Origin of the sequence: Polaribacter sp., from assembly GCF_051251875.1 — a bacterium.
Classification (GTDB): Bacteria; Bacteroidota; Bacteroidia; order Flavobacteriales; family Flavobacteriaceae; genus Polaribacter.
This window is the reverse complement of the sequence record NZ_JBPOGL010000027.1, coordinates 1-25,143: the sequence shown is the minus strand read 5'-3', so window position 1 is coordinate 25,143 and position 25,143 is coordinate 1. Positions and strand designations below refer to the sequence as shown.

Here is a 25,143-nt window from a genome sequence, read left to right as displayed (position 1 = left end):
AACATCATACATTACAGCAATTATCTAAACTTTTTCAAAAAAATAGAATCATTTTTTTTCTTAGCAGCAATTACTGCATGCACATCTTCATTTGGTATTTCTACAGACAATACATAGTGTTTAATTTTCCAGCTATTATTGTTTTTTTCTAAAACTCCAGAACCTCTGCATGTTCCCATCCAAGTATCTAATAATTCATCAAACCAAACAAAGTTACCTGTTTTGTTCACATATACATTACGCTCTAAAGTTTTAAAACTCCAGGCTTTTCCCTTGTCAAAATAAGGTTTACTAAATGCCACAAATTCATTCTTATTCCAATTTTCAGATGCATCTGTTCCTATAAAAACAGAAAGGCTATCCATTGTATCAAAATAACCATTAAAATCTGCATCAGCAGCGGCTTTGTGCCAATTCGTTAAAAGTAAATTTATCTCATTTTTTATACTTATAATTTCTTTCTGTGAAGGTTTTTTAGCTGTATTACAACCAACTAATAAAAAGAGTGAAACCAATAAAATTATGTTTTTCATCATTTATTCTTTTCAATTTTAGCCCGTTCTCTTCGTTTCTTTTCTAAATTTAAATTCCTTAACTCTTCTTTTTCCGTGGTATTTTCTTTCAACCTTTTGGTAATAGAATTTCTAGAAATTGTATCTATTTGGGTAGAATCTATCCCTATAAAATCAAAATCAATTTCAACTTCCTTTTCAAAACGTTTTTTAGAAAGTATGGTATTAATTTTAGAATTTACAGCAGAAAATGCACCCAAGGTTTTGTCTACTTGCAAGTTTACCTCTTCGGCAGTTATTGCCGGAATAAATGTTAAATCTGCCAAACGCAACGTTTCCGTATTTAAAACATTCACTCTTGCATTAAAAGAAGGAACATCAAAAATTACTGGTTTCACACTATCTTTCAGACTTTTTACCAAATCTCGTAATTCCAATGCGTTGCTTAATGCTTCATTAGGAGATGTTTTTGTAAATCTTTCTAAAAAAGAATGTAACGATTTTAATTCTTGCCATTCTGCTACATCTTTTTTAAAATTTAGTTGAATATCTTCTAGAGATTCATGTTGCTTTTCCAGACTCAACAAGGGTTTTTCTGGCGCGTTTTCTGTATTTTCTTGTTCTTTAGAAGCACAAGAAAATAGTATGAGACAAAGTAAAATATAGATAGTATTTTTCAAAAAGAGCACATTTAAACAGTAAAAATACATAATTTATAGGCATCTACATTTATTTTATGAAAATACTAACAAGCCTCTTATTTAAAATTATAATAACAAACAAAAAAGAAGTAAGTTTTGTACTTTTGTTCGTCTAATTGCTTGCATTTAGTAAACTATAAAAAATGAAAAAAATAATTCAGGAAAGCTTACAAAAATCCATATCATATCTAGAATATAGAGATTTAGTACATAATTTAGTAATTGAAGGAAAAGCTACAGGACCAGAACAATCGGAAGACTTAACAAACTACAGCGTTCTTAATGATAGAAGAATGAAACGCTTAGATAAAACCATAAAAATATCTGACGAGACAAATGCTACATTAAAAAATATAGAAGTACCACAAACCTGGTTGGTACTTACAGAAGGTTGGTGTGGCGATGCTGCGCAAAATGTACCTGTTATTCATAAAATAGCTATGCTCAATAATAACATTAATTTAAAGATGGTTTTACGTGATGAAAATCTAGCATTGATGGATTTATTTTTAACCAATGGCGGAAGAGCAATTCCTAAATTAATTGCACTAGATAAAGATAATAATGTACTCTTTACATGGGGCCCAAGACCTACTGTGGCTACAAAAATGGTGACAGATTATAAAGCAGAACACGGTAGTTTAGATGCGCAATTTAAAGAAGATTTACAAGTTTGGTACAATAAAGACAAAGGACAAAGTGTACAAGAAGATTTTGTTACCTTGATTAAAAGCACCACTCTTAAAGAAGCCTAAACGCTTTAAAAACATATTAAAAACCGCAAATAAGATTTCTATTTGCGGTTTTTCTTTTCATTACCTTTGCAAAAATAAAATATAAAAATGTTTGTAGATCATAGCTTAATTCCTGAAGATGCAAAAGTGTGGATTTATCCTTCTAGTAGAAAATTTTATCCGAATGAAATTGAAGAAGTTGAACAAAAAGTAAAAACCTTTGTTGAAAACTGGAAATCTGATGATGAAAATTTTAAAGCTTCTTATCAATTTTTATACAACAGGTTTTTAATCATTTTTGCTGATGATGTAACCGCACCTCTACAAAATTCTGATATTGATGCTTCTGTCTCTTTTATTTTAGAACTTCAACAACTATATAATGTAGAATTATTAGACAAGATGAATGTCTGTTTTAAACAAGGCGAATTTGTACAATACAAAGAATTAAAAGATTTTAAAAAACTGGTTAAAAACAAAGCTGTAACTGCTAAAACCATTGTTTTTGATAATTTAATTACCACTAAACAAGATTATGACACTTTTTGGGAAGTTGCTATTGAAGATTCTTGGTATCGTAGGTTTTTGTAAGATAATTTGTTTTTTTTTGTTGATCAAATAATTCCTGTTGGTATAGAAAAAGAAACAGGTAATAGCATTCGATTAGATTTTAAAATCAAATTTTAAAGAGATTTCTTAACATTATTTACGCTAAAGTACAACTACTTATTCCGCTTTTAAGTTTTCAATAAAGGCATCAATAGAAACAGCATTTTCTACAGAAAAGTCACCAATTTTAGTTCTTCTTAAGGCTGATAAATGCCCCCCAGAGTGCAATGCATTTCCAAAATCAAAAGCTAAAGAACGTATGTAAGTTCCTTTACTACAAACTACTCTAAATTCAACTTCTGGTAAATTTATTTTTGTAATTTCAAACTTAGAAATGGTTACAGATCTTGCTTTTATTTCTGTAGTTTCTCCTTTTCTAGCAAGTTCATACAAACGTTTTCCTTCTTTTTTAATGGCAGAAAAAATAGGTGGTTTTTGCTGAATTTCTCCCATAAACTGTTTGGTTGTTTCTTTTAGTAGTTCTTCTGATATATGTGACGTTGGGTATGTTTTATCTATTTCGGTTTCTAAATCGTAACTTGGTGTTGTAGCTCCCAAGGTAAAAGTTCCTGTATATTCTTTAATTTGACCTTGATAAACATTAATTTCTTTGGTTTGCTTTCCTGTACAAATAATTAACAAACCCGTTGCCAAAGGATCTAAAGTACCGGCATGCCCAACTTTAATTTTTTTAATCTTAAACCGTTGTTTTATTTCCCAACGTAATTTATTTACAGCTTGAAAAGAAGTCCATTCCAGAGGCTTGTCTATCAATAAAACTTGACCGTTTTTAAAGTCTTCTTCTGTCATTATGTATGCTGAATTGTTTCAGTATTAATTAAAAAGAGCGTAACCGATTGCAATAAAACCTACAATAGCACAGTATAAAGAGAAATAAGATAATTTACTTTTTTTAACTAAGGCAATCATCCATTTACAAGCTAACAAACCTGCCAAAAAAGCAGCTATAAAGCCCATAGCAATAGGCATTATATCAGAGGAATGAAAGTTTAATTCTCCGCTTAAAACATCTTTTCCTATTTTACCAAAAATTAATGGAACAACCATTAAAAATGAGAATCGTGCCGCTCTTGTTCTATCAATACCCAATAAAACAGAAGTAGAAATAGTTGCGCCAGATCTAGAAATACCTGGTAACATTGCAATGGCTTGAGAAACACCTATTATTAAAGAGTTAGAAAAAGACACTTCTTTATTGGTGTTTTTTGCTTTATCTGCCAATAATAAAAGTACTGCTGTTACTAACAACATAACGCCTACTAATAAAATTTTGCCTCCAAAAAATGATTCTAATTGTTTTTCAAAAAGCAAACCAACTATTACAGCTGGCATCATAGATAGTATTATTTTTAAAGAAAATTTAAATTCATCATTCCATTTAAACTGAAACAATCCTTTAAATATTTCTGCAACTTCTTTTCTAAATATAACCAACGTACTTAAAGCTGTAGCAAAATGTAAAACTACCGTAAATGTTAAACTTTCTTCCGGCACAGAAGTATCTCCTAAAATTGCTTTGGCAAGTTCTAAATGTCCACTTGAAGAAACTGGTAAAAACTCTGTTAACCCTTGTATTACTCCTAAAATTATTGCTTCTAATATATCCATTATTATTTATTGGGATTGGCCAAAATAGCGTAAATTTCAATTCCTAAACCTATAATTACTAAAGTTGGCGCTAACCTAATTCGTTGCCAATTGTAAATTTCTTCATTAAAAACTGCTGGATTCTCACTACCTCCACCAGACATAAAAATAAATCCTATTGCAATAAAAATAAGACCTATTAGCATAATCACATAATTCTTCTTACCAAATAATAACTCTGGATTAGAACTGTTTAATTTTTCCATTTTATTAAGAATAAAGTTCGTCTGTTTGTAAATTTAAAAAGCGCTGTGTAGCAAAAAAAGTACTTAACCAAGTAATTAAGAAAGCTGATAAAAAAATACCACCAACTAAATATCCAAACGTTATATAATCTGTTTTTAACCCTAAACTGGGTGCAAGTTTATCTACATAATAAATTACAACCGCTAATGCTACTAGTGCTAAGAAAGCTCCTAAAAACCCTAATTTTATACTTTGTAAAATAAATGGTTTTCTAATAAAACCTTTTGTAGCGCCCACCATTTGCATGGTTTTAATATTAAATCTTTTAGAATATATTGATAGTCTGATAGAACTATTAATTAAAATAATTGCAATCAATGCAAAAAACCCACTTAAAACTAATAGCCAAAAGCTTATTCTTTTAATATTTTTGGTTAACAAATTAATAAGAGGTTTGTCATAAGAAATATCCGAAACATAGGCGTGTTTTAGAAATTGTTTTTCTAATGCTTCCATTTTTTCTGGAGTAACAAAATCTGCCTTTAAGTAAATATCGATGCCATTCTTTAGTGGATTTGTTCCTAAAAACTCTAAAAAATCTTCACCTATTTCTTTACTGTACTCTCTTGCAGCTAGTTTTTTACTAGTATAAATTACTTTTCTAGTAAATTCTTCTTTTTCAATTGATGCTTGAAAAGTTTCTATGTTTTTCCATGAAACATTGTCTTTTAAAAACAAGGTTATGGCCACTTTTTCCTTCACTTTATTAGCAACAAAAGTAGATTTTAATAATACTAAGCCAAGAATACCCACCATAAAAAGCACCAATGCAATACTAATTACTACTGAAAAGTAAGAAGATCGCAGTCGTCTTTTTTGATAAGAATCAAATTTTGAGGACATGAATATTGTTTTTTTAAAATCGCTGCAAGATAATAATTAGAACGCAGTTCACAGTAACTGTTAGCAGTATTTTAACGAATTATTTCTTGACACAATTCAATTAAAACGCCTTGCGTAGATTTTGGGTGTAAAAAAGCCACCAATTTATTGTCTGCACCTTTTTTTGGAACTTCATTTAAAACAATAAAACCTTCTTTTTTAAGTCTTTTAATTTCTAAAACAATGTCATCAACAGCAAAAGCAATATGATGAATTCCTTCCCCTTTTTTTTCGATAAATTTTGCAATCGGACTGCTAGGGTTTGTTGCCTGCAACAGTTCAATCTTATTAGGACCCGATTTAAAAAATGAAGTTTTTACGCCTTCTGAAGCCACTTCTTCAACTTTATAATGTGGATTTCCAAATAAAGAAGCAAAAAGTTGATTAGATTTTTCTAAATCTTTTACAGCAATGCCAATGTGTTCTATTTTTTTCATCACGATAAAAGTAAGGGTTATTTATTTTAGTTACAAACATTGCCCTTTTAATGAACATCAAATTCTTTTACCAATTCATCCTTTATTTTTAAGTTGAAATTTATTGAAAGTTTTTTTGAACCTAACTGTGGACACTTTCATATTTAGAAGAATTCATTATTCTAAAAAACCTTATCCTTTATCCGCCAATAAAGTTTCCATTAATTTTTTAGTATCTGCATTATAAATTCCCGAAATAGTAAAGGAAGAGTTTGTAGATTGCAGTTGTTTTATAGCGTTGGCTGTTTTATCACCAAAAATACCATCTGAAGTTCCTGGATTAAATCCTAAAATTTTTAAGGCATTCTGAATGGATATCACCTCTGCACCTCTAGCTCCTTTTCTTATAGGACTGTTAGGTAAAGAGGTTGAACTGGAATTTGTTAGTCTTCTAAAAGATAATAATCTTGCGGCCGGATACGCAGAAATAGAAACAGCATCTCCTTGATTGCCACCTAAAACATAAATTCTAGATTGATCTATAGAATAGCCCATATAAATACCAACATGTCCTAAATGAGAATGAATACTTTCTCTCCAGAAAACCACAATATCCCCTGGTTCTGGCGTGTTTGTTTCAAAACCAACGTTTAACCAAGAACGTGCTGCAGCAGATTTAGAATTTGTTAATCCTGCCTGCAAAGCCACCCAATTTATAAAAGTGCTACACCAAGCAGTTTCATCATCATTTATCCATGTTAAATTAGATTCATGTGCGTACTTTATAATTCTATTGTTATGTTGTGGTCCTTTAATTTCTTTTACACCAAATTCATTTATGGCAACTTCTAATAAATTTTTCATCTTAGGTAAGTTTAGTTTGAGTAGACACCAAAGTTGCAAAAGAATTACCCCCAACACAAGAGTTAAAAAACTATAAAACAATAAGTAAATGAATATAAATAAAAGAGGGTAAACACCTAAAAAGGCATAGGTAAAATCCCTATTAAAGAATAGGGATGTATATAAAAAAGGTAAGATTTTCTATTTTGCGTTGATAATAATATTGTCTAACTGAAAGGTACCATCAAAATCTTCATCTCCACTACCAGTATATTTAAAAGCAATATATGCGTTGCCACTGTAGTTAGATAAATCGATATAACTTGAATGATAAAACAAATTAAAATCTGCGCTGTCTGAAACAATATTTGCTGGTAAACTAGACCAAGTTGCCGAACCAATATTTGCTGTTGTACCATCCCAATCTGTAGAAATTAAGACTTCCAACTCACTACCATCTCCAAAACTGCTAGATGTTTCAAAGGATAAAAATTCTTGTGCTGTATTCTCTAAATTTATTCCTTTGGTAATTAACCAAGAAATGGTACTTGTATCTCCAGATCTAAAAGAACCAACTCTAGCAGCTGTACTAGATGAATTAGTATCAAAATAAGACTCCCAAGGCTCTGTACCAGCTTCAGAAAAATTAATCCAATCTGTTATATTTATAGTGCCTGAAGTGGTTTCAAAATCTTCTTCCAATAAAATTGTTGTAAAATCTGTAATCTCTAACGGAGTACATTTTTCTCCGTCCATATGTACATCATCTGTACTATTTAATACTAAAACAGTAAAATCACCACCAAAGTCTTTAGAAACCACAGCACTTAAAGAACCCCCACCGCTAGGAATTGTTTCGTTTGCAAAACTAGTAAAAGAACTTGTTTCTAATAATACATCTGCCAAACCAAAACCTTGGCAACCTTCAATCTTTCTATGAGTATCAAAATCTACATTAGGATCTACGTATGATTTACCAGCTACATTTGAAGCAAAAAATGCATTTTCAATTTTTATAAAAGTACTAATATCTGCGTCTGTAATACCTCCTAAAGGAACTATTTTTGGAACAATTGTTTCTGTTTTAGCTGCTCTAAAAAGATGATTTCTAATTTGATTTGTAGAAATATTATCAACTTCTCTGGTGTCTACAGGCTTTATTCTACCTCCAATAGTAGTTACACCATCTCCCGAATTTGTTTCTCCAAGATACAAGTCTTTTAATCTAATATACAACTCTCTTCCTACATTATATTTGTTGTAATTATCATTTAAACTCAAAATAATTTTTATGCCCGCAGTTGGGTTTTCAGGAGCGTCTTGCATATAAAACTCTTGGTAAAAATTACCAGTTTTATCCGAAGAAATTACATATCCTTTTACAACAATATCAGAGACTAATTTTAAGGGTTCATTTCCAGCAGTGTGTAAATCTTTTATTTGTTGAATTGTTTTTAACTGTAAGCTTCCATTAGCTATACTGTCTAAAACAGCATTTAAACCTGCATTTTCTTCCGTTCCTAAGTTTTGTGGTGCCGTAAAGTCATTATCTTCTATACAAGAAAAAAAAGTAATACTAGCAAAAAAAAGGAGTTGAAAAATAATTGTTTTGTACGTTTTCATTTTATTTTCTTTTAAAAGCTTAGATTTATATTCAAGAAGTACGTTGTACCTCTACCATACCAATATTTGTTACCAAAAACTGGTGTCCCTAACGCTTTATCATCCTTTAATTGTCTGAAATTTGCGTTCCTACCTTGTTCAAATCCGCCTGATTTATATTCTTTATTTAACAAATTATTTACCGTTGCAAATACGCTTACATAGTATTCATCTATTTTCCAAGATTTACCACCAACAAGATTTACCACCATATAACCATTAAATTTTTCTTGGGTTAATAATTCATCTGCCAATTCACTATCAAAGTCCGTAAAAGGCAAACCATCATCATCTGTAAAAAAATTACTAGACCGTGTTAATGGAGCAACATCTACATAGGTATTACTAAAAAAATTACTGGTTGCGCCAACCCACCAAAACCCAGGATCTCTATATTCAAAACCTACAGAATACGCATTTTGTGGACCTGCTGATAATTTATAATTTTTAAGATTTGTTTGTCCAAAATCTTTTATTCCATTTACAAAACCAGCGGCAACAGAGGCAGCATCATCTTCAGAAGTTAAATATAAATTTGGATTATTAGCATACGTAAATTGACCAATAGAAGCGGCTCCTTTTAGTTTTATTGTAGGCGTTATTTGAGCTTCTAACCCCAACTCTACACCTACATGTTCTTTCTCTATTCCGGTTAGTATTTCTTGTACAAAAGCATTATTATCTCCTCCTACTCCATCTGCAAAATAGAATGATATTTCTGTAGCATCTTGTATTTTTGTATAATAACCCGTTATTCTTGAAGTAATTATGGGACCTCTAAACAAATAACTAATATCTGTAGAAAGCATTTTTTCACTTTCTAAATTATACACAATATTATTATTCTCTCTTGAATTTGAAAAAGAATTTCTAAGCTTTGGCGCATTTGTTACATAAGCTACATTGGCATCTATTAAATGACGTCCTGTAATCTTATATGTTCCACCAGCCTTTGCACCAAAATTGGTGAAGTTTAACTTTTCAGATTTCCCTAAAGAACTGTTTGGAAAACCACCATTTTTAAACAAACCTTCTCTTTGGTTTGATGTATTAGAGACAGTAACTGCCGTATAAAAATCTACTTTTTTATATTTAAACTGCGTTTGTAAAAATGCAGTAACAACATCAGAATTTAAGTAGAAGTTGTATTTAAATTTTTCTCCATTACCCACTAAATTATTGGGATTTAGCAAATTGTTTTGTTTTTCATCTGCTGTTTCGGCAAAAGGATCTATATCTAAATAACCATTACCCGCTAAAACATCAATTATTTCTGCAAAATTATGCGAACGTAAATGTTGGTACTCTAATTTTCCATTTAAAATAATATTGCTAGTGATTTCTGTATTTAAAATAGTATTTATACTTAGCTGTTTATCATCATTTCTATCTTCATATAATACATACGCATTGTCTAATCCTACACTAGCATTGGTTATATTGGCATCATAAATCCGATTCCAATCTAACTGACCATCATTCTTAAAATTTTGTTGTGCCGTATATGCTGATGATTGGTCATTGCTTCTTAAAAAATAACTTGGTAATGTTTGATAATAAGCAGGACTTGGGTTTGCACCTCCATTATAATCTATTCTACTATTGCCTATTTTACCAAATTGATATGCAATATTTGTTTGCAAAGATGTAGTTGATGAAATATCCCAAAAATGATTTAACATCACTATTGGTTCTTCTACATCTTTAATTCTAGAGTTTAATATTTTTCCGTTTTTAGTGCCCCAATACTCATTGTAGGCAATTCCTTTTAAATCAAAAACTTCTTGGGTATTTGGTGATGATTTCCCTCTTCTATTAGGTGTAAAAATTCCAGTAAAATTGATACTATGAGCATCGTTAATTTTCTTTTCAACTGCTGCAAATAATGAAGATGCATTGTAAGAAGTTCCGTCATTAAAGCCCTCTACACCCGCTCTTCTACTTCCAGAAATTGTATACGCCCAATCATTTTTTAACATTCCGCTAGCATACGTTGCCATTACTCTGTGTTGATAACTTCTATTAGACGAAGAATAAGAAATTCTTACGCCTGGCCTTTGTTGGGAAGCTCTTGTGTTTATATTAGTAGCTCCCAAAACACCACCAAACGTAAAATTAGAAGGCGTTAAACCTGCACTTAATTCTTGATTTCTTAACACATCATTTAAACCTCCCCAATTACTCCATTGTGCTCTACCATTGTATAGTTTATTCATTTCTATACCATTAATTAAAACTTTTCCGTTTCCAGAATCTAATCCTTTAATTTTAAAAAAGGAAGAACTAAATTCAAAAGCGGCCGTTCTTAAAAAAATATCTTTAGAAGATTGTAACAGGCCAGAAATATTATCTGCTGCACTGGTATCATCATTTAATTCATCATCTGTTAAGGTTATGAAACTAATGTCTTCATTTTCACCAAAATCTTTGTACAGTAAAATTGTTCCTAAGTCAATCAGTTTCTCTGTAAATTCTATCGAAAAATTTTGAGTTTCATAACCCGCAAATTTAATTTCTAAAACAACTTTACTATCGCTACTATTCTGAATTACAAAAACTCCTTCAGCATCTGTAGTTTTACTTATAGACGTGTTTTTAATACTAACCAAAACACCTTGTAAAGGGGTTTCTGAATCACTTTCTAAAACAATTCCCTTTACAACATTTTGTGCCTGTACACCAACAACCAAGCATAGTAATACGCATATTGATAGAACAATCTTCTTCATAAATATCAACTCAATTAATTTTTAAAACTAGTAATTAGTAGTATACAAAATTAACTTTTTTTTTAAAGAAACTTTGGCCTTATCAATAAATATTCCTACTTGTTCACTTCATTTTTCATCTTATATTTAATTGATAAAAAATTTAAAAACAAGATGAAAACCAAAATATTTTTAATACTTCTTTTAACCCAAATTTCTATTACTTTTTCACAGAAAACAGAACGAAAATATAGTATTAGAACCATCGCTTTTTATAATGTAGAAAATTTATTTGACACTATTAATGATGTCACAAAAAATGATGAAGCCAGCCCAATAATGAAGTTAAAAACCAGTAAATCAGTTGTTTATTTCGATAAAATTGATAAACTAGCCAGCACAATTTCAAAAATTGGTACAGACAAAGCAACTACCAGTCCGGCAATTATTGGTCTTTCTGAAGTTGAAAACCTACATGTTTTAGAAGATTTGGTAAAATCTACACATTTAAAAAAACAAGATTACGGAATTATTCATTATGATTCTCCAGATAAAAGAGGTATTGATGTTGCATTATTATATCAAAAAAGGTGTTTTACACCCATTTATCATAAGGCTTTTAACCCTAACATTTACAGAAATAACCTTAAAGTGTATACCAGAGATCAACTTTTAGTTACTGGTTATTTAGATGATGAACTTATTCATATTATAGTAAATCATTGGCCCTCTAGAAGTGGTGGTGTTTCCGTTACAAATCCTTTGCGAGAAAAAGCAGCCTATCAAAACACAAAAATTATTGCTCAAGTTAGAGAAAAAGATCCGACAGCTAAAATAATAATTATGGGCGATTTTAATGACAATCCTACAAACGCAAGTTTTAAAAAAGTATTACAAACAAAAAGCAGAAAAAAAAATGTTAAAGAAAATGATCTTTACAATCCGTATGAAGATTTATTTCGAAGAGGATTTAATACAGCAAGTTATAGAGATAAAAATAATTTATTTGATCAAATATTAATTTCATCTACCTTATTAAACCATGATGAAAATAATTTTTCAACCTACAAAATGTATAGCGCCAAAATTTTTAACAAACCATTTTTAACCAACAAGAAAGGGCAATACAAAGGATATCCGTTTAGAAGTTTTTTTAATGGTAGTTATATGGGAGGATTTTCCGATCATTATCCTGTATATTTGTATCTTTTAAAAGTAAAAAACTAATTTAACCACTAAAATGTAAAAAAAAATATGAAAAAATTATTATGGTCAATATTCTTATTCGGAAACGTATGTGTGGCTCAAAACCTATTAGGTAAACTTGCCGTTTTTGAAGAAAGTGCTAGAGTTTTTAATGATATGAAGTACAACGTTGACGGAATTGATGGTCATCAGTACTTATTAGATGAATGGGGTACAGGAAAAATCATTATTAATGATTCTATTGATGCGGTTCAATCTAGAATTCAATTAGACTTGGTTTCTGGAGAACCTATTATTGGTAATGCTTCTAGAGCAAAAAAAGGTTTTATATTAAGAGATAAATCTATTACTGGCTTTGTAATTAACAACACCCCTTTTGTAAGAATAGCAAAAGAAAAATTTACAGAAGAAGTAGATAGAGATTATTTTGCAGTGCCAACTTTATCTGATAAAAATTACCTTATCATAAATTATAATAAAATATTAAAAGAACCTTATGTCTTAAATAATGGTTACAATGATAGTAGTGAACTTAAAAAGAAATATGTTACCATAAAAAAGTATTACATTCTTACTAAGAATGATACCTATGTAAACGTAAAACTAAAGGAAAAATATATCTTAAAAGAGCTAGAAGACAAGAAAAAAGAATTAAAAAAATACATAAAAAGCAACAAGCTAAAACTTAAAAACGAAGCAGATGTTGTAAAACTTTTAACCTACTATTATTCTATATAGGTATTCATTATAAAATAAAAACCCCGCAACTTAAAAGTTGCGGGGTTTTTTGATAAAAAATTATTGCCTTTCTACATTAATAAAAATAATAAACTTATAAAGTTTTAAATTTATAATGTAAGTATGTGTAAGCATCACGAGGTATAATAGTAATCCACTTTTTGTGTTTTAAATACCATTTAAAACGTACAGAATTCACTCCTTTTGTTAGGTATGCTGCAATAAAAGGATGTACATTTAATTGTATCTTTTTATTCTTAGGATTAGAAAGATATTTTTCTAGATCCCCTTCAATTTTGTCTAGCAAAACAATAGGTGCTTCTACTTCTCCGTTAATATTTGGGTTGGTTTCGGTAGTTTTTATACTTAACTCTGGTCTTACCCTTTGTCTTGTAATTTGTACCAATCCAAATTTACTTGGAGGTAATATTTTGTGTTTTGTTCTATCAAAAGACATTTCTTCTTTAAGATGTTGAAACAATTTATTTCTGTTTTCAACTTTGTGCATATCAATAAAATCTACCACAATAATTCCGCCCATATCACGCAGTTGTAACTGACGTGCTACCTCGGAAGCTGCAATTAAATTTACTTCTAATGCCGTATCTTCTTGAGATCCTGCTTTGTTAGAACGATTTCCGCTATTTACATCAATAACGTGTAAAGCTTCAGTATGCTCTATAACCAAATAGGCGCCTCTGCTCATTGAAACTGTTTTACCAAATGATGTTTTAATTTGACGTTCTATGCCGTATTTTTCAAAAATAGGAATATCTGATCTGTGTAATTTTACAATTTTTTCCTTTTCAGGATAAATTTCTTGTAGATACTCTTTTATTTCTACTTTCAAAGTTTCATCATTTGTAATAATGTTTGTAAAAGAATCATTCATTACATCTCTTAAAATAGAAGATGCTCTGTTTAATTCGCTCAAAATTTTAGTTGGTGTGTTTGTGTTTGCAATACGCTTACACATAGTTTTCCAACGATCTAAAGAATTTTGCAAATCTTTGTCTAGTTCTGCTACTTTTTTGCCTTCGGCAACTGTTCTTAAAATAACACCAAAACCTTTTGGTCTAATGCTTTTTGCTAATCTTTTTAAACGATCTTTTTCTTTAGGGTCTTCAATTTTTTGAGAAACTGAAACTCTATTAGAAAAAGGAACTAGCACCAAAAATCTACCAGCTATAGAAAGTTCTGAACTTAATCTTGGCCCTTTTGTAGAAATAGGTTCTTTTACAATTTGTACTAACAGGTTTTGTCCTGTTTTTAATACTTTGTTAATACTACCGTCTTTGTTAATGTCTTCCTCCTTTTGGAAGTTTTTTAAAGTGAATTCTTTATAATTACCTGTGCTTACTTTCTTAATGAACGAGTTTAATGAGTTAACCTGCGCGCCTAAATCATGATAATGTAAGAATCCATCTTTTGGATATCCTACATTTACAAAGGATGCATTTAAACCGGTTAACACCTTTCCTATTTTGGCTAAAAATATATCGCCAACAGAAAATTTGTTACCAGTGGTTTCATTATTTAATTCAATAAGTTTTCCATCTCTTAATAAGGCAAAATCAATATCAGATGAATTTGAACGAATTATTAATTCTGTTTTCATACTGAAAATGGTTTTAACACTACACATAATTGTGTAGATGGATTAATATTGTCAGGTATAATAAATACCGTACGAGGTTACCGTATTGCTACAGTTATTAAAAACCTCAAATGTCAATGAACTTTTTGTTTTTTCGCTAAACAATAAACGAAAAAGTAAGCAAACGCTTACTTTTTCTTCTTGTGTCTATTAGCTCTAGCTCTTTTCTTTCTTTTGTGTGTAGAGATCTTAGCTCTTTTTCTTTTTTTACCACTTGGCATAATGTTCTGGTGTTTTTGAAACCTAATTAAAGGTTCAGATTAGTATTTTTTTACTTTACAGCTACTTTGCTTTTAACGCCTTCGGTAAAAGTTTTTGCTGGTTTAAAAGCGGGAATGTTATGTGCAGGGATTTTAATAGTTGTATTCTTAGAGATATTTCTACCTGTTTTCTCTGCTCTAGTTTTTATAATAAAACTACCAAATCCTCTTAAATAAACGTTATCGCCATTTTCTAAGGCACCTTTAACCTCAGTCATAAATGCTTCAACAGTTGCTAAAACATCGGTCTTTTCTATACCTGATTTGTCTGAAATTTTTGATACGATATCTGCTTTCGTCATGTCTTTATTTTTATTGATTTACTTTCAAAAATGCGGATGCAAATATATGATAATTAATCAATTCCAAAAAGATAAAGACTTAAATTTATGTGAATTTTATAATGTAATATTGCAATTCTATTTTTTACAAATGAAATTTTATAACATATTAATTTACTGGTACTTACAAAACAACAGGGAATTACCTTGGCGCAAAACCAACAACCCATATTTTATTTGGCTCAGTGAAATTATGCTTCAACAAACAAGAGTTGCTCAAGGTTTGGCCTATTATGTGAAATTTACGGAAGCTTTTCCAACAGTTTTTCACCTTGCAAAAGCAGATGAAAGTACCGTTTTAAAAATGTGGCAAGGCTTAGGATATTATTCGCGTGCTAGAAATCTACATTTTACAGCAAAAGAAATTGCAAACAACCTAAATGGCGAATTTCCATCTACCTATAAAGAGATGTTAAAACTGAAAGGAATTGGAGATTACACAGCTTCTGCAATTGCTTCTATTTGTTTTAACGAACCAACAGCGGTAGTAGATGGTAACGTTTACAGAGTACTTTCTCGTTATTTTGGCATTAAAACACCTATTAACTCATCTGCAGGAATTAAAGAGTTTAAAACACTTGCGCAGTCTTTAATAGACAAAAAACAACCAGGAACTTATAATCAAGCACTCATGGATTTTGGCGCCCTACATTGCAAACCTCAAAACCCACTGTGTACAACCTGCCCTTTTTCTGGCAGTTGTGTTGCTTTAGAAAAAAAACTTATCAAAGAAATCCCTGTAAAAGAGAAAAAACTAAAAGTTAGAAAAAGGTATTTTAACTATCTTGTAATGGTTACTGATGATAAAAAAACAATTTTATCAGAAAGAAAAGGCAAAGGAATTTGGCAAGGCTTGTATCAATTTCCATTATTAGAAAGTGAAACAATCATCAACCAAAAAGACCTAATGGCATCAGATAAATTTAAAGCGTTATTTCCTAAGCAAACCACCATATCACTTTATAACTCAAAAGAAATTGTACATAAATTGTCTCATCAACATTTATATACACAATTCTGGATTGTAGAAACTTCAAACTCAGACAAAGCAACTATAAATTGGAGCGAAATAAACAAATTTCCTGTTCCTGTATTAATTGCTAATTTTTTAGAAGCTTTTCAACTTAAAATGTAATTGATTTTTTAGTATATTTGATTGGTCTTACAAAGACATTTTTTAGCTCATTTTTAAATTCGTCTTAAGAATTAAATAAAGACTGTATTTTAACTTATGATGAGCAAAATAAAATACAAGACGAAACAAAAAAATTGAACCATGGCATCAACTGTAAATAAAGTAATTTTAATTGGTAATTTAGGAGACGATGTAAAAATGCATTATTTTGATGATAGCAACTCTGTTGGGCGTTTTCCGTTAGCAACTAGCGAGAGTTACACCAATAAACAAACAGGAGAGAAAGTAACCAATACAGATTGGCACAATATTGTTGTAAGAAACAAATTAGCAGAAATTTGCGAAAAATATCTTTCAAAAGGAGATAAAGTATATGTTGAAGGAAAACTAAAAAACAGACAGTGGGAACAAGATGGTGTAAAACGCTATTCCACAGAAGTTGTAGTAATAGATATGACATTTTTATCAACCAAAAAAAGTACAGAAACTACCAATAAAACCATAGAAAATAAGCCATCCATTTCTAAAGAAACTACAGCTAAACCTGTTGCAAACAAAGAAGAAGAGGACGATTTACCTTTTTAACCTCAAAAAAACCTAAAATTTGGACCCAGATCCCGAACCTTTATTTTTATTTCTTACAGCACTTAACATTTTTACCACACTAAACGGAGTTGCAATTATACTATTACTAATAAGTTCTGCTGTAATTTCTGGTACAGAAGTAGCTTTTTTCTCTTTAAGTCAAACAGACTTAGACGAACTCTCTAGCAATGGAAAAGAAGAAAACATTGTTGTAAATTTATTAGAAAAACCTAGAAAATTATTAGCAACAATTCTAATAACCAATAACTTTTTTAATATATTAATTGTACTACTTTTTGCTTCCTTAGCAGAAACGCTTTTTGGCGATTTTGATTATCAATTAAACCTATATTTTGCTACAATTCCTATTCGTTTTTTTATAGAAATTATCTTAGTTACCTTTTTAATACTACTATTTGGTGAAGTTTTACCAAAGGTTTATGCTACTAGAAATTCACTCCGTTTTGCCAAAGCAATGGCAAAACTTATAAATATTATAAATACTATTTTAACGCCGTTTACTATTCCTTTAATTAACCTAACAAAATGGGTAGAGAACAAATTAGGCAGCAAAAACACCAACTTTTCTGTAGAAATATTATCACAAGCACTAGAGCTAACTTCAGAAGGAGCAACCACTAAAGACGAGCAAAAAATTTTGCAAGGAATTGTAAATTTTGGAAATACAGAAACCGTACAAATTATGGTGCCAAGAATAGATATTTTTGCGCTAGCAAATGATGAACCCTATGACGTTGTCTTAGAGAAAATTTTAAAAAACGGCTATTCTAGAAACCCTGTTTACAAAGAAAACATAGATTCAATTATTGGTGTTTTGTACGCAAAAGATTTGTTAGCACATTTAAACAAAACAACGTTTAACTGGCAAAGTTTAATACGCGAACCATTTTTTGTGCCTGAAAACAAAAAACTAGACAACTTATTAGGCGACTTTAGAGAGAAAAAAAATCACTTGGCTATTGTGGTAGACGAATACGGAGGAACTAGCGGAATTGTAACTCTAGAAGACGTAATTGAGGAAATTGTGGGTGATATTAATGATGAGTTTGATGATGATGATTTATCCTACTCTAAAATAGACCCAAATAATTATATTTTTGAAGGCAAAACCACTATTAAAGATTTTTGCAAAGTTTTAGGAGATGAGGATGAAAATATTTTTGAAGCCGAAAAAGGAGAAAGTGAAACATTGGCTGGTTTTATTCTAGAAATCTCTGGAAAATTTCCTAGAAAAGGTGAGAAAATAAACTTTAAGAACTATACATTTACCATTGAAGCGTTAGACAAAAAACGCATTAAACAAATAAAAGCAACTAGAAATGCGTAATCTTTTTTTATTATTATTTACCCTACTTTTTCTTTCTTGTAATGATGTTGTTTTACCAAAACCAAAAGGATATTTGAGTTTAACATATCCAGAAAAATCATACACTACATTGCCCTTAAACAGGCCATTTTCTTTTGATATTTTAAAAAACACTACCGTTATTGATGAAACTAACAATTGGTTAAAAATTAAATATCCTGCTTTAAAAGCTTCTATTGACATTACGTACAGACCCGTTAACAACAACATAAAAGAATTACTTACTGAAGCTGAAAAATTGGTTTTTAAACACACTGTAAAAGCAGAACAAATTGTACCCAAAGATTTTGTAAATGCTGATAAAAGGGTTTTTGGAAGTCTTTATGAAATTACCGGAAACGCCGCTTCTCACATTCAATTTCATGTAACAGATAGCACAAAACATTTTATAAAAGGTTCTTTGTATTTTTATGTAAAACCAAATTACGATTCTATTTTACCCGCTGTAAATTATATTAAAGAAGATGTTTTACAATTGATAGAAACCTTGAAATGGAAATAACATCCGCATTTTTCTTTTTTTCTTAATTCCTGATTCTTAATTCTTAATTCTTAATTCTTTTATCTCACTACTTAATTCTTACTACTTAATTCTTTTATCTCCCCCTCTAAACAATCTCCATTTTTTCTAATAAAAAAGAAGCATTCATATTTTTACAAATACCGTTTTTTACAGTATAATCGAAATGCAATTCGTTGTTGATTATTTCTGCATCAAAATAATAGTTTTTAATATCCTCAAATTCATTTTCTAATTCGCACAAACTAACATCGTGCGTAGCAATAATTCCGGTAGATTTAGATTTGGTAAGTTTTTCTACAAACTTTTTAGAACCAATTGCCTTGTCTTTACTGTTTGTTCCTTTTAAAATTTCATCTAATATGATAAAATAATCTTCCTCTTTTATTTCATCAACAATAAACTTTAAACGTTTTAATTCTGAGTAAAAATAAGACTCATCTTCTGTTAAAGAATCTGTAGTTCTCATACTTGTAATTAACTTAATTGGTGCATATTCAAAACTTTTTGCACAAACAGGCAAGCCACAATTAGCCATTACAATAGACAAAGAAACCGTTCTTAAAAAAGTACTTTTTCCTGCCATATTTGCGCCAGTTACTATAAAAAATTCTTCTTTATGAATAATAAAATCATTATCCACTCTTTTGGTAGTATTTAATAAAGGATGCCCTAAATTAGACGATTTTATTACTTCTTTATTGGCTGTAATATCAGGAAAAATAAAGTTTGGATGATTGAATTGAAAGTTCGCCAACGAGTTTTGAGCATCAAAAAAGGCAACCACTTCAAACCATTTATCTACCGTGTGTTTGTAGTTTGCAATCCATTTTTCAACATTCACAGCATTTCTAATTTCTGTTAAAAAAAGTCCGTTGCCAACAACGGCAATTATAACATTATTTCGTTGATCAAAAGCATCTAAAATTTTAGAAAATTCTTTAAATATTTTAGATGCTTTTTTATTTTCAGATTGAATTATTCCTTGCTTTTCTAGCAATACCTTTGAAGAAAATTCTTCCTTTTCAATTTCATTTAAAAGTTGATGATATTGCTTAAATGTCTCACGTACCTCATCTGTATCTGTATATAATTTTTGTGTTCTTTTCACAAATCGTCCCGTAATAAAAAGTCCCACAAAAAACCACGCTACCAAAAAAGTAGAAGAAAGATTTCCGAAAGCAACAAAACCGATTAATACCAAAGAAATTACAGAAAAAATTAGCTGTATTTTTCCTAAATATTTAGGAAAAACCGCAGTATAATTCGAAATCCAATTTACAATAGCTGTAGAAGTATTTTTTACTGTAACCAAACTAGCCAAGGCGGTAAAGTGTTGACGCCATTTTATCTTTTTAGAAAGCTCCTTAAGCGTATTTTGTTTATCTACAATTCCGTCTATTTTATTTTCTGTAAACGTATTTGCAAGCAGCGTGCTACCATCTGAAGTAACTGTTCTATTTACGTATTGAAAAAACGAACCAACACCAAACAAATCTATATCATTACTATAAAAATGTGCAGGATTCACAAACTCCTTTCCGGATGCTAAATGATGAAAATCGCGGTTTAAAACTTTAATTTCAGTAGAATTTATGGAAATTTTCTCTGCAACAATTGCCCTTTCTATTTTTAAATTAACGTGTATTGTTACCAAATACCCAAAGAGCAAAACCCCCAAAAATGCTATGATAAAAACCGTTGGATAAATGCCAAAATTGAGATAAATTAACAGACAGGTTGCTAAAAAAACTGCAAATCTAAAAATACTTAAATTCAAAGATTTCTTTTTTAAAGCAGACGCTTCTTTTTCTAATTCTAATTTTTCTTGAGTATAAAAATCTACAGGGGTTTTCATTCTTTTAATTTCTTTCTAAAAATTTAATTTCTAAGTTTTTGGCTAAATCTCTTCCATAGATAACCGCATTATCAATCTCATCAAAAACAGCAATTTTGTAACGATTGTTTCTAACATCCCAAATATTAACTTCACATTCTTCTCTAACATTTAAAAAGGTAGAAACTCTATCTAAATTATTAATGTCCTTCCATTTTCCAAAGCCAAAAGGTCCTACAGACCAATAAACGCGATACTTCATTACATCAAAATTAAAATGATGATTTATTACATAAGAAAAACGAATTCCTAAACCAGAAACAAAAATTAAGTTTGCCAAAATCTTTAAACTTTTGATATAATATTTTTCTGTAAATGAAACTGAATTATTTAAATAAAACAGATAAATGACATACACAGAAATTGCATAAAAAACGGCTGCTAAAATGCGCTCATACCAAGCCCTTTTTTCAGAAACAATCTTTAAAACACCTTTACTTTTCACGCTAATAACTTGATATTCCACCAGATAAACTTAAAACAGTTAACTCTGGATATTTATTCTTTAACATTTTTGTTGCTCTGTAACTATTAACACCTCTTTGACAAATCATGATGTATGTTTTGTTAAAATCTACTTCAATTTTATCAACATTAAACTCATTAATTGGAATTGTTTGATGCACTTTAAAAGGCAATTTTAAATTGGGTAAAACCGCAATTATTTCTAAGGTTTTAGAATGCTCAGAAAATGACAATTGTTCTTTTAATGCTGATGCAGAAATTTGCCAATCCGTATTTTGAGTAGCACAAACAACATCAAAATAGGTCTGAATTTTAAATAAATTAGCAATTTTATCCTTCAAAAAAGTGGGTTTTAACTTCATTTTTAGCTGTGTATTTTGAAGCGAATTGTAAATCAACAATTCATTTGTTAGCGGTTTACCAATTCCGGTAATCAATTTTAAAACTTCATTAACTTGTTGTGTAGCCATCATACCAACAATAGCATTTAAAGTTCCTGCCTCTTCACAATTAGGAATATCGGTTGCCATTTTTGGGAATGCATCTCTTAAATTTGCGGAAAAACTACCATCTTTTTGTAGCACATTAAAAGTAGCAACATATCCATCAAATTTATATAATGAACCATAAACCAACGGTTTATTATTAATAACACAAGCATCATTTAACATATATTTTGTTGGTAAAGAATCTGTTCCATCTACCACAATGTCTATTTCAGAAATAAGCTCAAAAACATTTTCTTTTGTAATTGGCTTGTTAGTAAAAGTTACTTCTGTAAAAGGTGCGCGTTTTTTTATAAATGCTGATAAAACTTCGGCTTTTGGTTTGCCAACATCTTCCAAAGAAAAGAAAATCTGTCTGTGTAAGTTGGTTATATCAATTGTATCAAAATCTACCAAATGAATTTTACCAATTCCACTTGCAGCCAAATACACCGCAATCGGACTTCCTAAACCTCCGCAACCAACCACCAAAACAGTGGCATTTTGTAGTTTCTGTTGCCCTAGTTCTCCAATTTCAGATAAGGTAATTTGACGTTTAAAAAGTTGATTTTTTGTTGGTTCCATTTTATGATGAACTCGTTTCAGTATCTTTTTTTTCTTCTCGATACAATTTTTTCATTCTTCAAAAACCACTCGAAGTGACAGTGTGTTTATCAGGTTGAAAAACGTGTTGTCAGTTCGAGTAATTTCGGTTTTTATTGAAATTGTATCGAGAACTTTTTAATTATTTTTAATCTCCCTTTTAGCTTCTTCAAACTCTACAGGAGTATTTATATTTCGAATAAAATCGTCTTCAATTTCTACAATTTCTACCTCAGAATTAATTAACATTTTACGCGGACAAGAATATCCTTGTGCTAAATATTGCAATAAAATTGGATATGCTTTTGGCTCATAAATAGTAATTAAAGGTTCTGGAAAATCTTTATTTTTCCCTTTTATTGCCGTTGCTGCTTTACTAGAATTTCTTTTCTGCAATAACAATTGAATAATTGTATCCGTTACAAATGGTACATCTGTTGCCAATACAAACCAAGCAGCATTTGGGTCTTTTTGAAAAGCAGAACAAATACCACCAAAAGGACCAAGATTTAAAAATTTGTCTGAAATTTCATTTTCTTTTTCTGAAGAATTTAAAACAGAATAATAAGTTTCTAAATTGTTATTTTCTAACAATTCTTTTGCTGCTTCTTTTTGAGATTTTCCGTGATACATCAACTCAGATTTATCTTTTCCCATTCGGGTACTTTTACCGCCAACCAACACCAAGCCTTTCACAGGTGCAATTTTTTCTTGAATAAGATTATTAATATGAGTCGCAATTTTATCTACCTCATCAATGGTGTAACAAGTAAGGTTTTTTATCTGTGGATATTTTTCTTCCAAAAACGAAAAATATTCTGTCTCAGATTTCAACTTTACAACAAACTGAATGCTATCTAACTCTGCTAATCTTTTTAAAACCGAAGCTTCTTTTGCTGCATCTAAAACCAAAATTTGTTTTGCTCCTTGATAATGATTTCCGTTGATAAAAACATAATCATATTGTGCAAAATCTAATCGTTGTTGAAACTTATTTACACGCCCAGAAGTGGTAATTTGTACATTTCCTTGATGATGAAAAGTAAATTCTGACACCTTATTTTCAGCAACATCTTTTGCATGAGAAGCATCAAAATATCCCAATTTATAAGTAGATAATTTCTTTGAAACTTTGTGAACCAAATCAGAAATAATGCCACAATTTGTACCTAAAATTGCAATTTCATTTGGTGCAAAATTATCGTTATTTCGTCTTTCTAAATTTGTATGTTTTTGGTGTTTTTTCATTTTATTATTCTCCTGTTTCTAAGACTATTGTATTTTACAAATGAGCTTTTTTAAGCAATTTAAAAATTAGACTCCTCAATAGACTAAAAAGTCTCATTTCGGAATGACAATTAATTTTTAATATCAGACTTCCCTCCTGTTTTTTCCATCAATTTTACTTCTTTAATCACCATTTGTTGACTGATACTTTTACACATGTCATATATAGTTAAGCACGTAATGTTAACGCCTGTTAAAGCCTCCATTTCTACTCCTGTTTTTCCTGTAATTGTTACTTCACAAAAAACTTCTATGTTTTCTGAATCTATAATTTCAATATCAATATCCACGCCATTAATTAATAACGGATGGCACATTGGTATTAATTCTGATGTCTTTTTTACACCTTGAATTCCTGCAATTATGGCTGTTTGAAACACAGGTCCTTTTTTGGTAATTAGCTCATCATTTGTAAAATGGGAAATTACTTCTTTTCCTAAAAACATGGTTGCTTTTGCAATTGCCGTTCTTTTGGTAATTTTCTTATCAGAAACATTTACCATTTTAGGGTTATTTTTCTCGTTTAAATGACTAAATTCACTCATTATCTATATCTTATTCTTGATACATTTTTTATATCTCTGTCTAAAAAGCGAATCGAATTAACAGTAAATACCTATAATTTAGTTATACACACTGTCACTTCGAGTGAAATTCATTTTTCTAGAATTTTGTATCGAGAAGTTTTTAATTATTTAAATTTCTTCTTTGCTAAATTAGGGAGTTTTTCATACTCATTATTAATTAAAGCCTCCTTTTTAGCTTTTGACCATTTTTTTATTCGTTTTTCTGTGTCAATTGCAAATCCAACTTCGGTAAATTTAGCATAAAACACCAACTCTAAAGGTCTTCTTTTATACGTATAACTTTCTAAATGTTTTCCTTGTTGGTGTTCAAAAAAACGTTGTACTAAATTTGATGTAATACCTGTATAATACGTTTTATCTGCACATTTTAATATATAAACATAATAGATTTTCATTTTTGAAGCTTTAAAATGTTCTCGATACAAATTTTTCGTACCTCAAAATTCACTCGAACTGACAACACGTTTTAACCATACTAAAACACGAACTGATACTTCACGTGAAATCCTATATTCTAAAATTTTAAATCCGTTTTTCTTTACAAATTATAATTTTTCAACAAACTACTAAATACTAATTTTCTACACCTTAAAACTAACAAAACATTCTTGTTATTTATTTAGTTTCTCATACATTGTCACTTCGAGTGAAATTCTTTTTTCTAGAATTTTGTACCGAGAAGTTTTTTTTGAAATTAAAATTCACTCGAACTGACAACACGTTTTAACCATACTAAAACACGAACTGATACTTCAAGTGAAATCCTATATTCTAAAATTTTAAATCCGTTTTTCTTTACAAATTATAATTTTTCAACAAACTACTAAATACTAATTTTCTACACCTTAAAACTAACAAAACATTCTTGTTATTTAATTAGTTTCTCACACACTGTCACTTCGAGTGAAATTCTTTTTTCTAGAATTTTGTACCGAGAAGTTTTTTTTGAAATTAAAATGTGCTCGAACTGAAAACACGTTTTAACCCTACTAAAACACGAACTGATACT

26 protein-coding genes are annotated in these 25,143 nt (G+C 29.9%); 8 read left to right on the top strand and 18 right to left on the bottom strand.

The features are described 5' to 3' along the window. Positions 1-20: 20 nt before the first annotated feature. Together ACSHW5_RS12175 and ACSHW5_RS12170 are read right to left on the bottom strand one after the other, a co-directional pair. Complete coding sequence (locus ACSHW5_RS12175; protein WP_435676413.1) at positions 21-533, bottom strand: nuclear transport factor 2 family protein; 513 nt, start codon at positions 531-533, stop codon at positions 21-23. Beyond that, the gene (locus ACSHW5_RS12170) at positions 533-1,192 is read right to left on the bottom strand and encodes a hypothetical protein (RefSeq protein WP_435676412.1); all 660 of its coding nucleotides are present in this window, start codon (positions 1,190-1,192) and stop codon (positions 533-535) included. Before ACSHW5_RS12170 ends, ACSHW5_RS12175 begins: the two co-directional genes overlap by 1 nt. A gap of 164 nt (positions 1,193-1,356) precedes the next feature. On the opposite strand from ACSHW5_RS12170, the gene ACSHW5_RS12165 reads away from it, so the two are divergent. Next, on the top strand, positions 1,357-1,968 hold the full coding sequence (locus ACSHW5_RS12165) for a thioredoxin family protein (protein ID WP_435676411.1): 612 nt from the start codon (positions 1,357-1,359) through the stop codon (positions 1,966-1,968). 87 nt (positions 1,969-2,055) lie between these two features. Further along, the gene (locus ACSHW5_RS12160; RefSeq protein ID WP_435676410.1) at positions 2,056-2,538 is read left to right on the top strand and encodes an ABC transporter ATPase; all 483 of its coding nucleotides are present in this window, start codon (positions 2,056-2,058) and stop codon (positions 2,536-2,538) included. Between the two features lie 135 nt (positions 2,539-2,673). Here ACSHW5_RS12160 and truB read toward each other — a convergent pair whose 3' ends face one another. The 8 genes from truB to ACSHW5_RS12120 all read right to left on the bottom strand — a co-directional run bounded on the left by truB (position 2,674) and on the right by ACSHW5_RS12120 (position 11,002). Continuing rightward, complete coding sequence (gene truB, locus ACSHW5_RS12155; protein ID WP_435676409.1) at positions 2,674-3,366, bottom strand: tRNA pseudouridine(55) synthase TruB; 693 nt, start codon at positions 3,364-3,366, stop codon at positions 2,674-2,676. Between the two features lie 24 nt (positions 3,367-3,390). Then, complete coding sequence (locus ACSHW5_RS12150; RefSeq protein ID WP_435676408.1) at positions 3,391-4,185, bottom strand: undecaprenyl-diphosphate phosphatase; 795 nt, start codon at positions 4,183-4,185, stop codon at positions 3,391-3,393. A 2-nt stretch (positions 4,186-4,187) separates the two neighbouring features. Beyond that, positions 4,188-4,430, bottom strand: a complete 243-nt coding sequence (locus tag ACSHW5_RS12145) for a DUF3098 domain-containing protein (protein WP_435676407.1) — start codon at positions 4,428-4,430, stop codon at positions 4,188-4,190. A 4-nt stretch (positions 4,431-4,434) separates the two neighbouring features. Further along, entirely contained in the window at positions 4,435-5,313 is an 879-nt protein-coding gene (locus tag ACSHW5_RS12140; RefSeq protein ID WP_435676406.1) for a cell division protein FtsX, read from the bottom strand. A 71-nt stretch (positions 5,314-5,384) separates the two neighbouring features. Beyond that, positions 5,385-5,789, bottom strand: coding sequence for a methylmalonyl-CoA epimerase (gene mce, locus ACSHW5_RS12135; RefSeq protein WP_435676405.1), 405 nt, complete (start codon positions 5,787-5,789; stop codon positions 5,385-5,387). 171 nt (positions 5,790-5,960) lie between these two features. Then, entirely contained in the window at positions 5,961-6,632 is a 672-nt protein-coding gene (locus ACSHW5_RS12130; RefSeq protein ID WP_435676404.1) for a TIGR02594 family protein, read from the bottom strand. Positions 6,633-6,812: 180 nt separating this feature from the next. Then, on the bottom strand, positions 6,813-8,234 hold the full coding sequence (locus tag ACSHW5_RS12125) for a DUF5689 domain-containing protein (protein ID WP_435676403.1): 1,422 nt from the start codon (positions 8,232-8,234) through the stop codon (positions 6,813-6,815). Positions 8,235-8,245: 11 nt separating this feature from the next. Then, a complete protein-coding gene (locus ACSHW5_RS12120; protein WP_435676402.1) occupies positions 8,246-11,002 on the bottom strand; it encodes a carboxypeptidase-like regulatory domain-containing protein in 2,757 nt (918 codons plus the stop codon). 153 nt (positions 11,003-11,155) lie between these two features. On the opposite strand from ACSHW5_RS12120, the gene ACSHW5_RS12115 reads away from it, so the two are divergent. Further along, complete coding sequence (locus tag ACSHW5_RS12115) at positions 11,156-12,208, top strand: endonuclease/exonuclease/phosphatase family protein (protein ID WP_435676401.1); 1,053 nt, start codon at positions 11,156-11,158, stop codon at positions 12,206-12,208. A gap of 27 nt (positions 12,209-12,235) precedes the next feature. Beyond that, on the top strand, positions 12,236-12,925 hold the full coding sequence (locus ACSHW5_RS12110) for a hypothetical protein (RefSeq protein WP_435676400.1): 690 nt from the start codon (positions 12,236-12,238) through the stop codon (positions 12,923-12,925). 94 nt (positions 12,926-13,019) lie between these two features. Here the strand turns inward: ACSHW5_RS12110 and ACSHW5_RS12105 are convergent, their stop codons facing one another. Both ACSHW5_RS12105 and ACSHW5_RS12100 read right to left on the bottom strand, forming a co-directional pair. Continuing rightward, entirely contained in the window at positions 13,020-14,543 is a 1,524-nt protein-coding gene (locus ACSHW5_RS12105) for an Rne/Rng family ribonuclease (protein WP_435676399.1), read from the bottom strand. A 310-nt stretch (positions 14,544-14,853) separates the two neighbouring features. Further along, the gene (locus ACSHW5_RS12100) at positions 14,854-15,144 is read right to left on the bottom strand and encodes an HU family DNA-binding protein (RefSeq protein WP_088353785.1); all 291 of its coding nucleotides are present in this window, start codon (positions 15,142-15,144) and stop codon (positions 14,854-14,856) included. A 130-nt stretch (positions 15,145-15,274) separates the two neighbouring features. On the opposite strand from ACSHW5_RS12100, the gene mutY reads away from it, so the two are divergent. The 4 genes from mutY (at position 15,275) to gldD (ending at position 18,792) form a co-directional block, all read left to right on the top strand. Then, on the top strand, positions 15,275-16,318 hold the full coding sequence (mutY, locus tag ACSHW5_RS12095) for an A/G-specific adenine glycosylase (RefSeq protein ID WP_435676398.1): 1,044 nt from the start codon (positions 15,275-15,277) through the stop codon (positions 16,316-16,318). A 141-nt stretch (positions 16,319-16,459) separates the two neighbouring features. Further along, positions 16,460-16,903: a single-stranded DNA-binding protein gene (locus ACSHW5_RS12090; RefSeq protein ID WP_435676397.1), complete on the top strand. Its 444-nt coding sequence runs from the start codon at positions 16,460-16,462 to the stop codon at positions 16,901-16,903. Positions 16,904-16,922: 19 nt separating this feature from the next. After that, entirely contained in the window at positions 16,923-18,251 is a 1,329-nt protein-coding gene (gene gldE, locus ACSHW5_RS12085; protein ID WP_435676396.1) for a gliding motility-associated protein GldE, read from the top strand. Continuing rightward, the gene (gene gldD / locus ACSHW5_RS12080; protein ID WP_435676395.1) at positions 18,244-18,792 is read left to right on the top strand and encodes a gliding motility lipoprotein GldD; all 549 of its coding nucleotides are present in this window, start codon (positions 18,244-18,246) and stop codon (positions 18,790-18,792) included. Before gldE ends, gldD begins: the two co-directional genes overlap by 8 nt. A gap of 106 nt (positions 18,793-18,898) precedes the next feature. Here gldD and ACSHW5_RS12075 read toward each other — a convergent pair whose 3' ends face one another. From ACSHW5_RS12075 to ACSHW5_RS12050, 6 genes are all read right to left on the bottom strand, one after another. Next, positions 18,899-20,668: a MutS-related protein gene (locus ACSHW5_RS12075; RefSeq protein ID WP_435676394.1), complete on the bottom strand. Its 1,770-nt coding sequence runs from the start codon at positions 20,666-20,668 to the stop codon at positions 18,899-18,901. A gap of 4 nt (positions 20,669-20,672) precedes the next feature. Next, positions 20,673-21,152: a hypothetical protein gene (locus ACSHW5_RS12070; protein ID WP_435676393.1), complete on the bottom strand. Its 480-nt coding sequence runs from the start codon at positions 21,150-21,152 to the stop codon at positions 20,673-20,675. A 1-nt stretch (position 21,153) separates the two neighbouring features. After that, the gene (locus ACSHW5_RS12065; protein ID WP_435676392.1) at positions 21,154-22,242 is read right to left on the bottom strand and encodes a ThiF family adenylyltransferase; all 1,089 of its coding nucleotides are present in this window, start codon (positions 22,240-22,242) and stop codon (positions 21,154-21,156) included. Positions 22,243-22,398: 156 nt separating this feature from the next. Further along, the gene (locus tag ACSHW5_RS12060) at positions 22,399-23,508 is read right to left on the bottom strand and encodes an NTP transferase domain-containing protein (protein ID WP_435676391.1); all 1,110 of its coding nucleotides are present in this window, start codon (positions 23,506-23,508) and stop codon (positions 22,399-22,401) included. A 110-nt stretch (positions 23,509-23,618) separates the two neighbouring features. Beyond that, positions 23,619-24,092, bottom strand: coding sequence for a cyclic pyranopterin monophosphate synthase MoaC (gene moaC, locus ACSHW5_RS12055; RefSeq protein ID WP_435676390.1), 474 nt, complete (start codon positions 24,090-24,092; stop codon positions 23,619-23,621). 146 nt (positions 24,093-24,238) lie between these two features. After that, positions 24,239-24,529, bottom strand: coding sequence for a GIY-YIG nuclease family protein (locus tag ACSHW5_RS12050; RefSeq protein ID WP_435676389.1), 291 nt, complete (start codon positions 24,527-24,529; stop codon positions 24,239-24,241). Between the last annotated feature and the right edge of the window lie 614 nt (positions 24,530-25,143).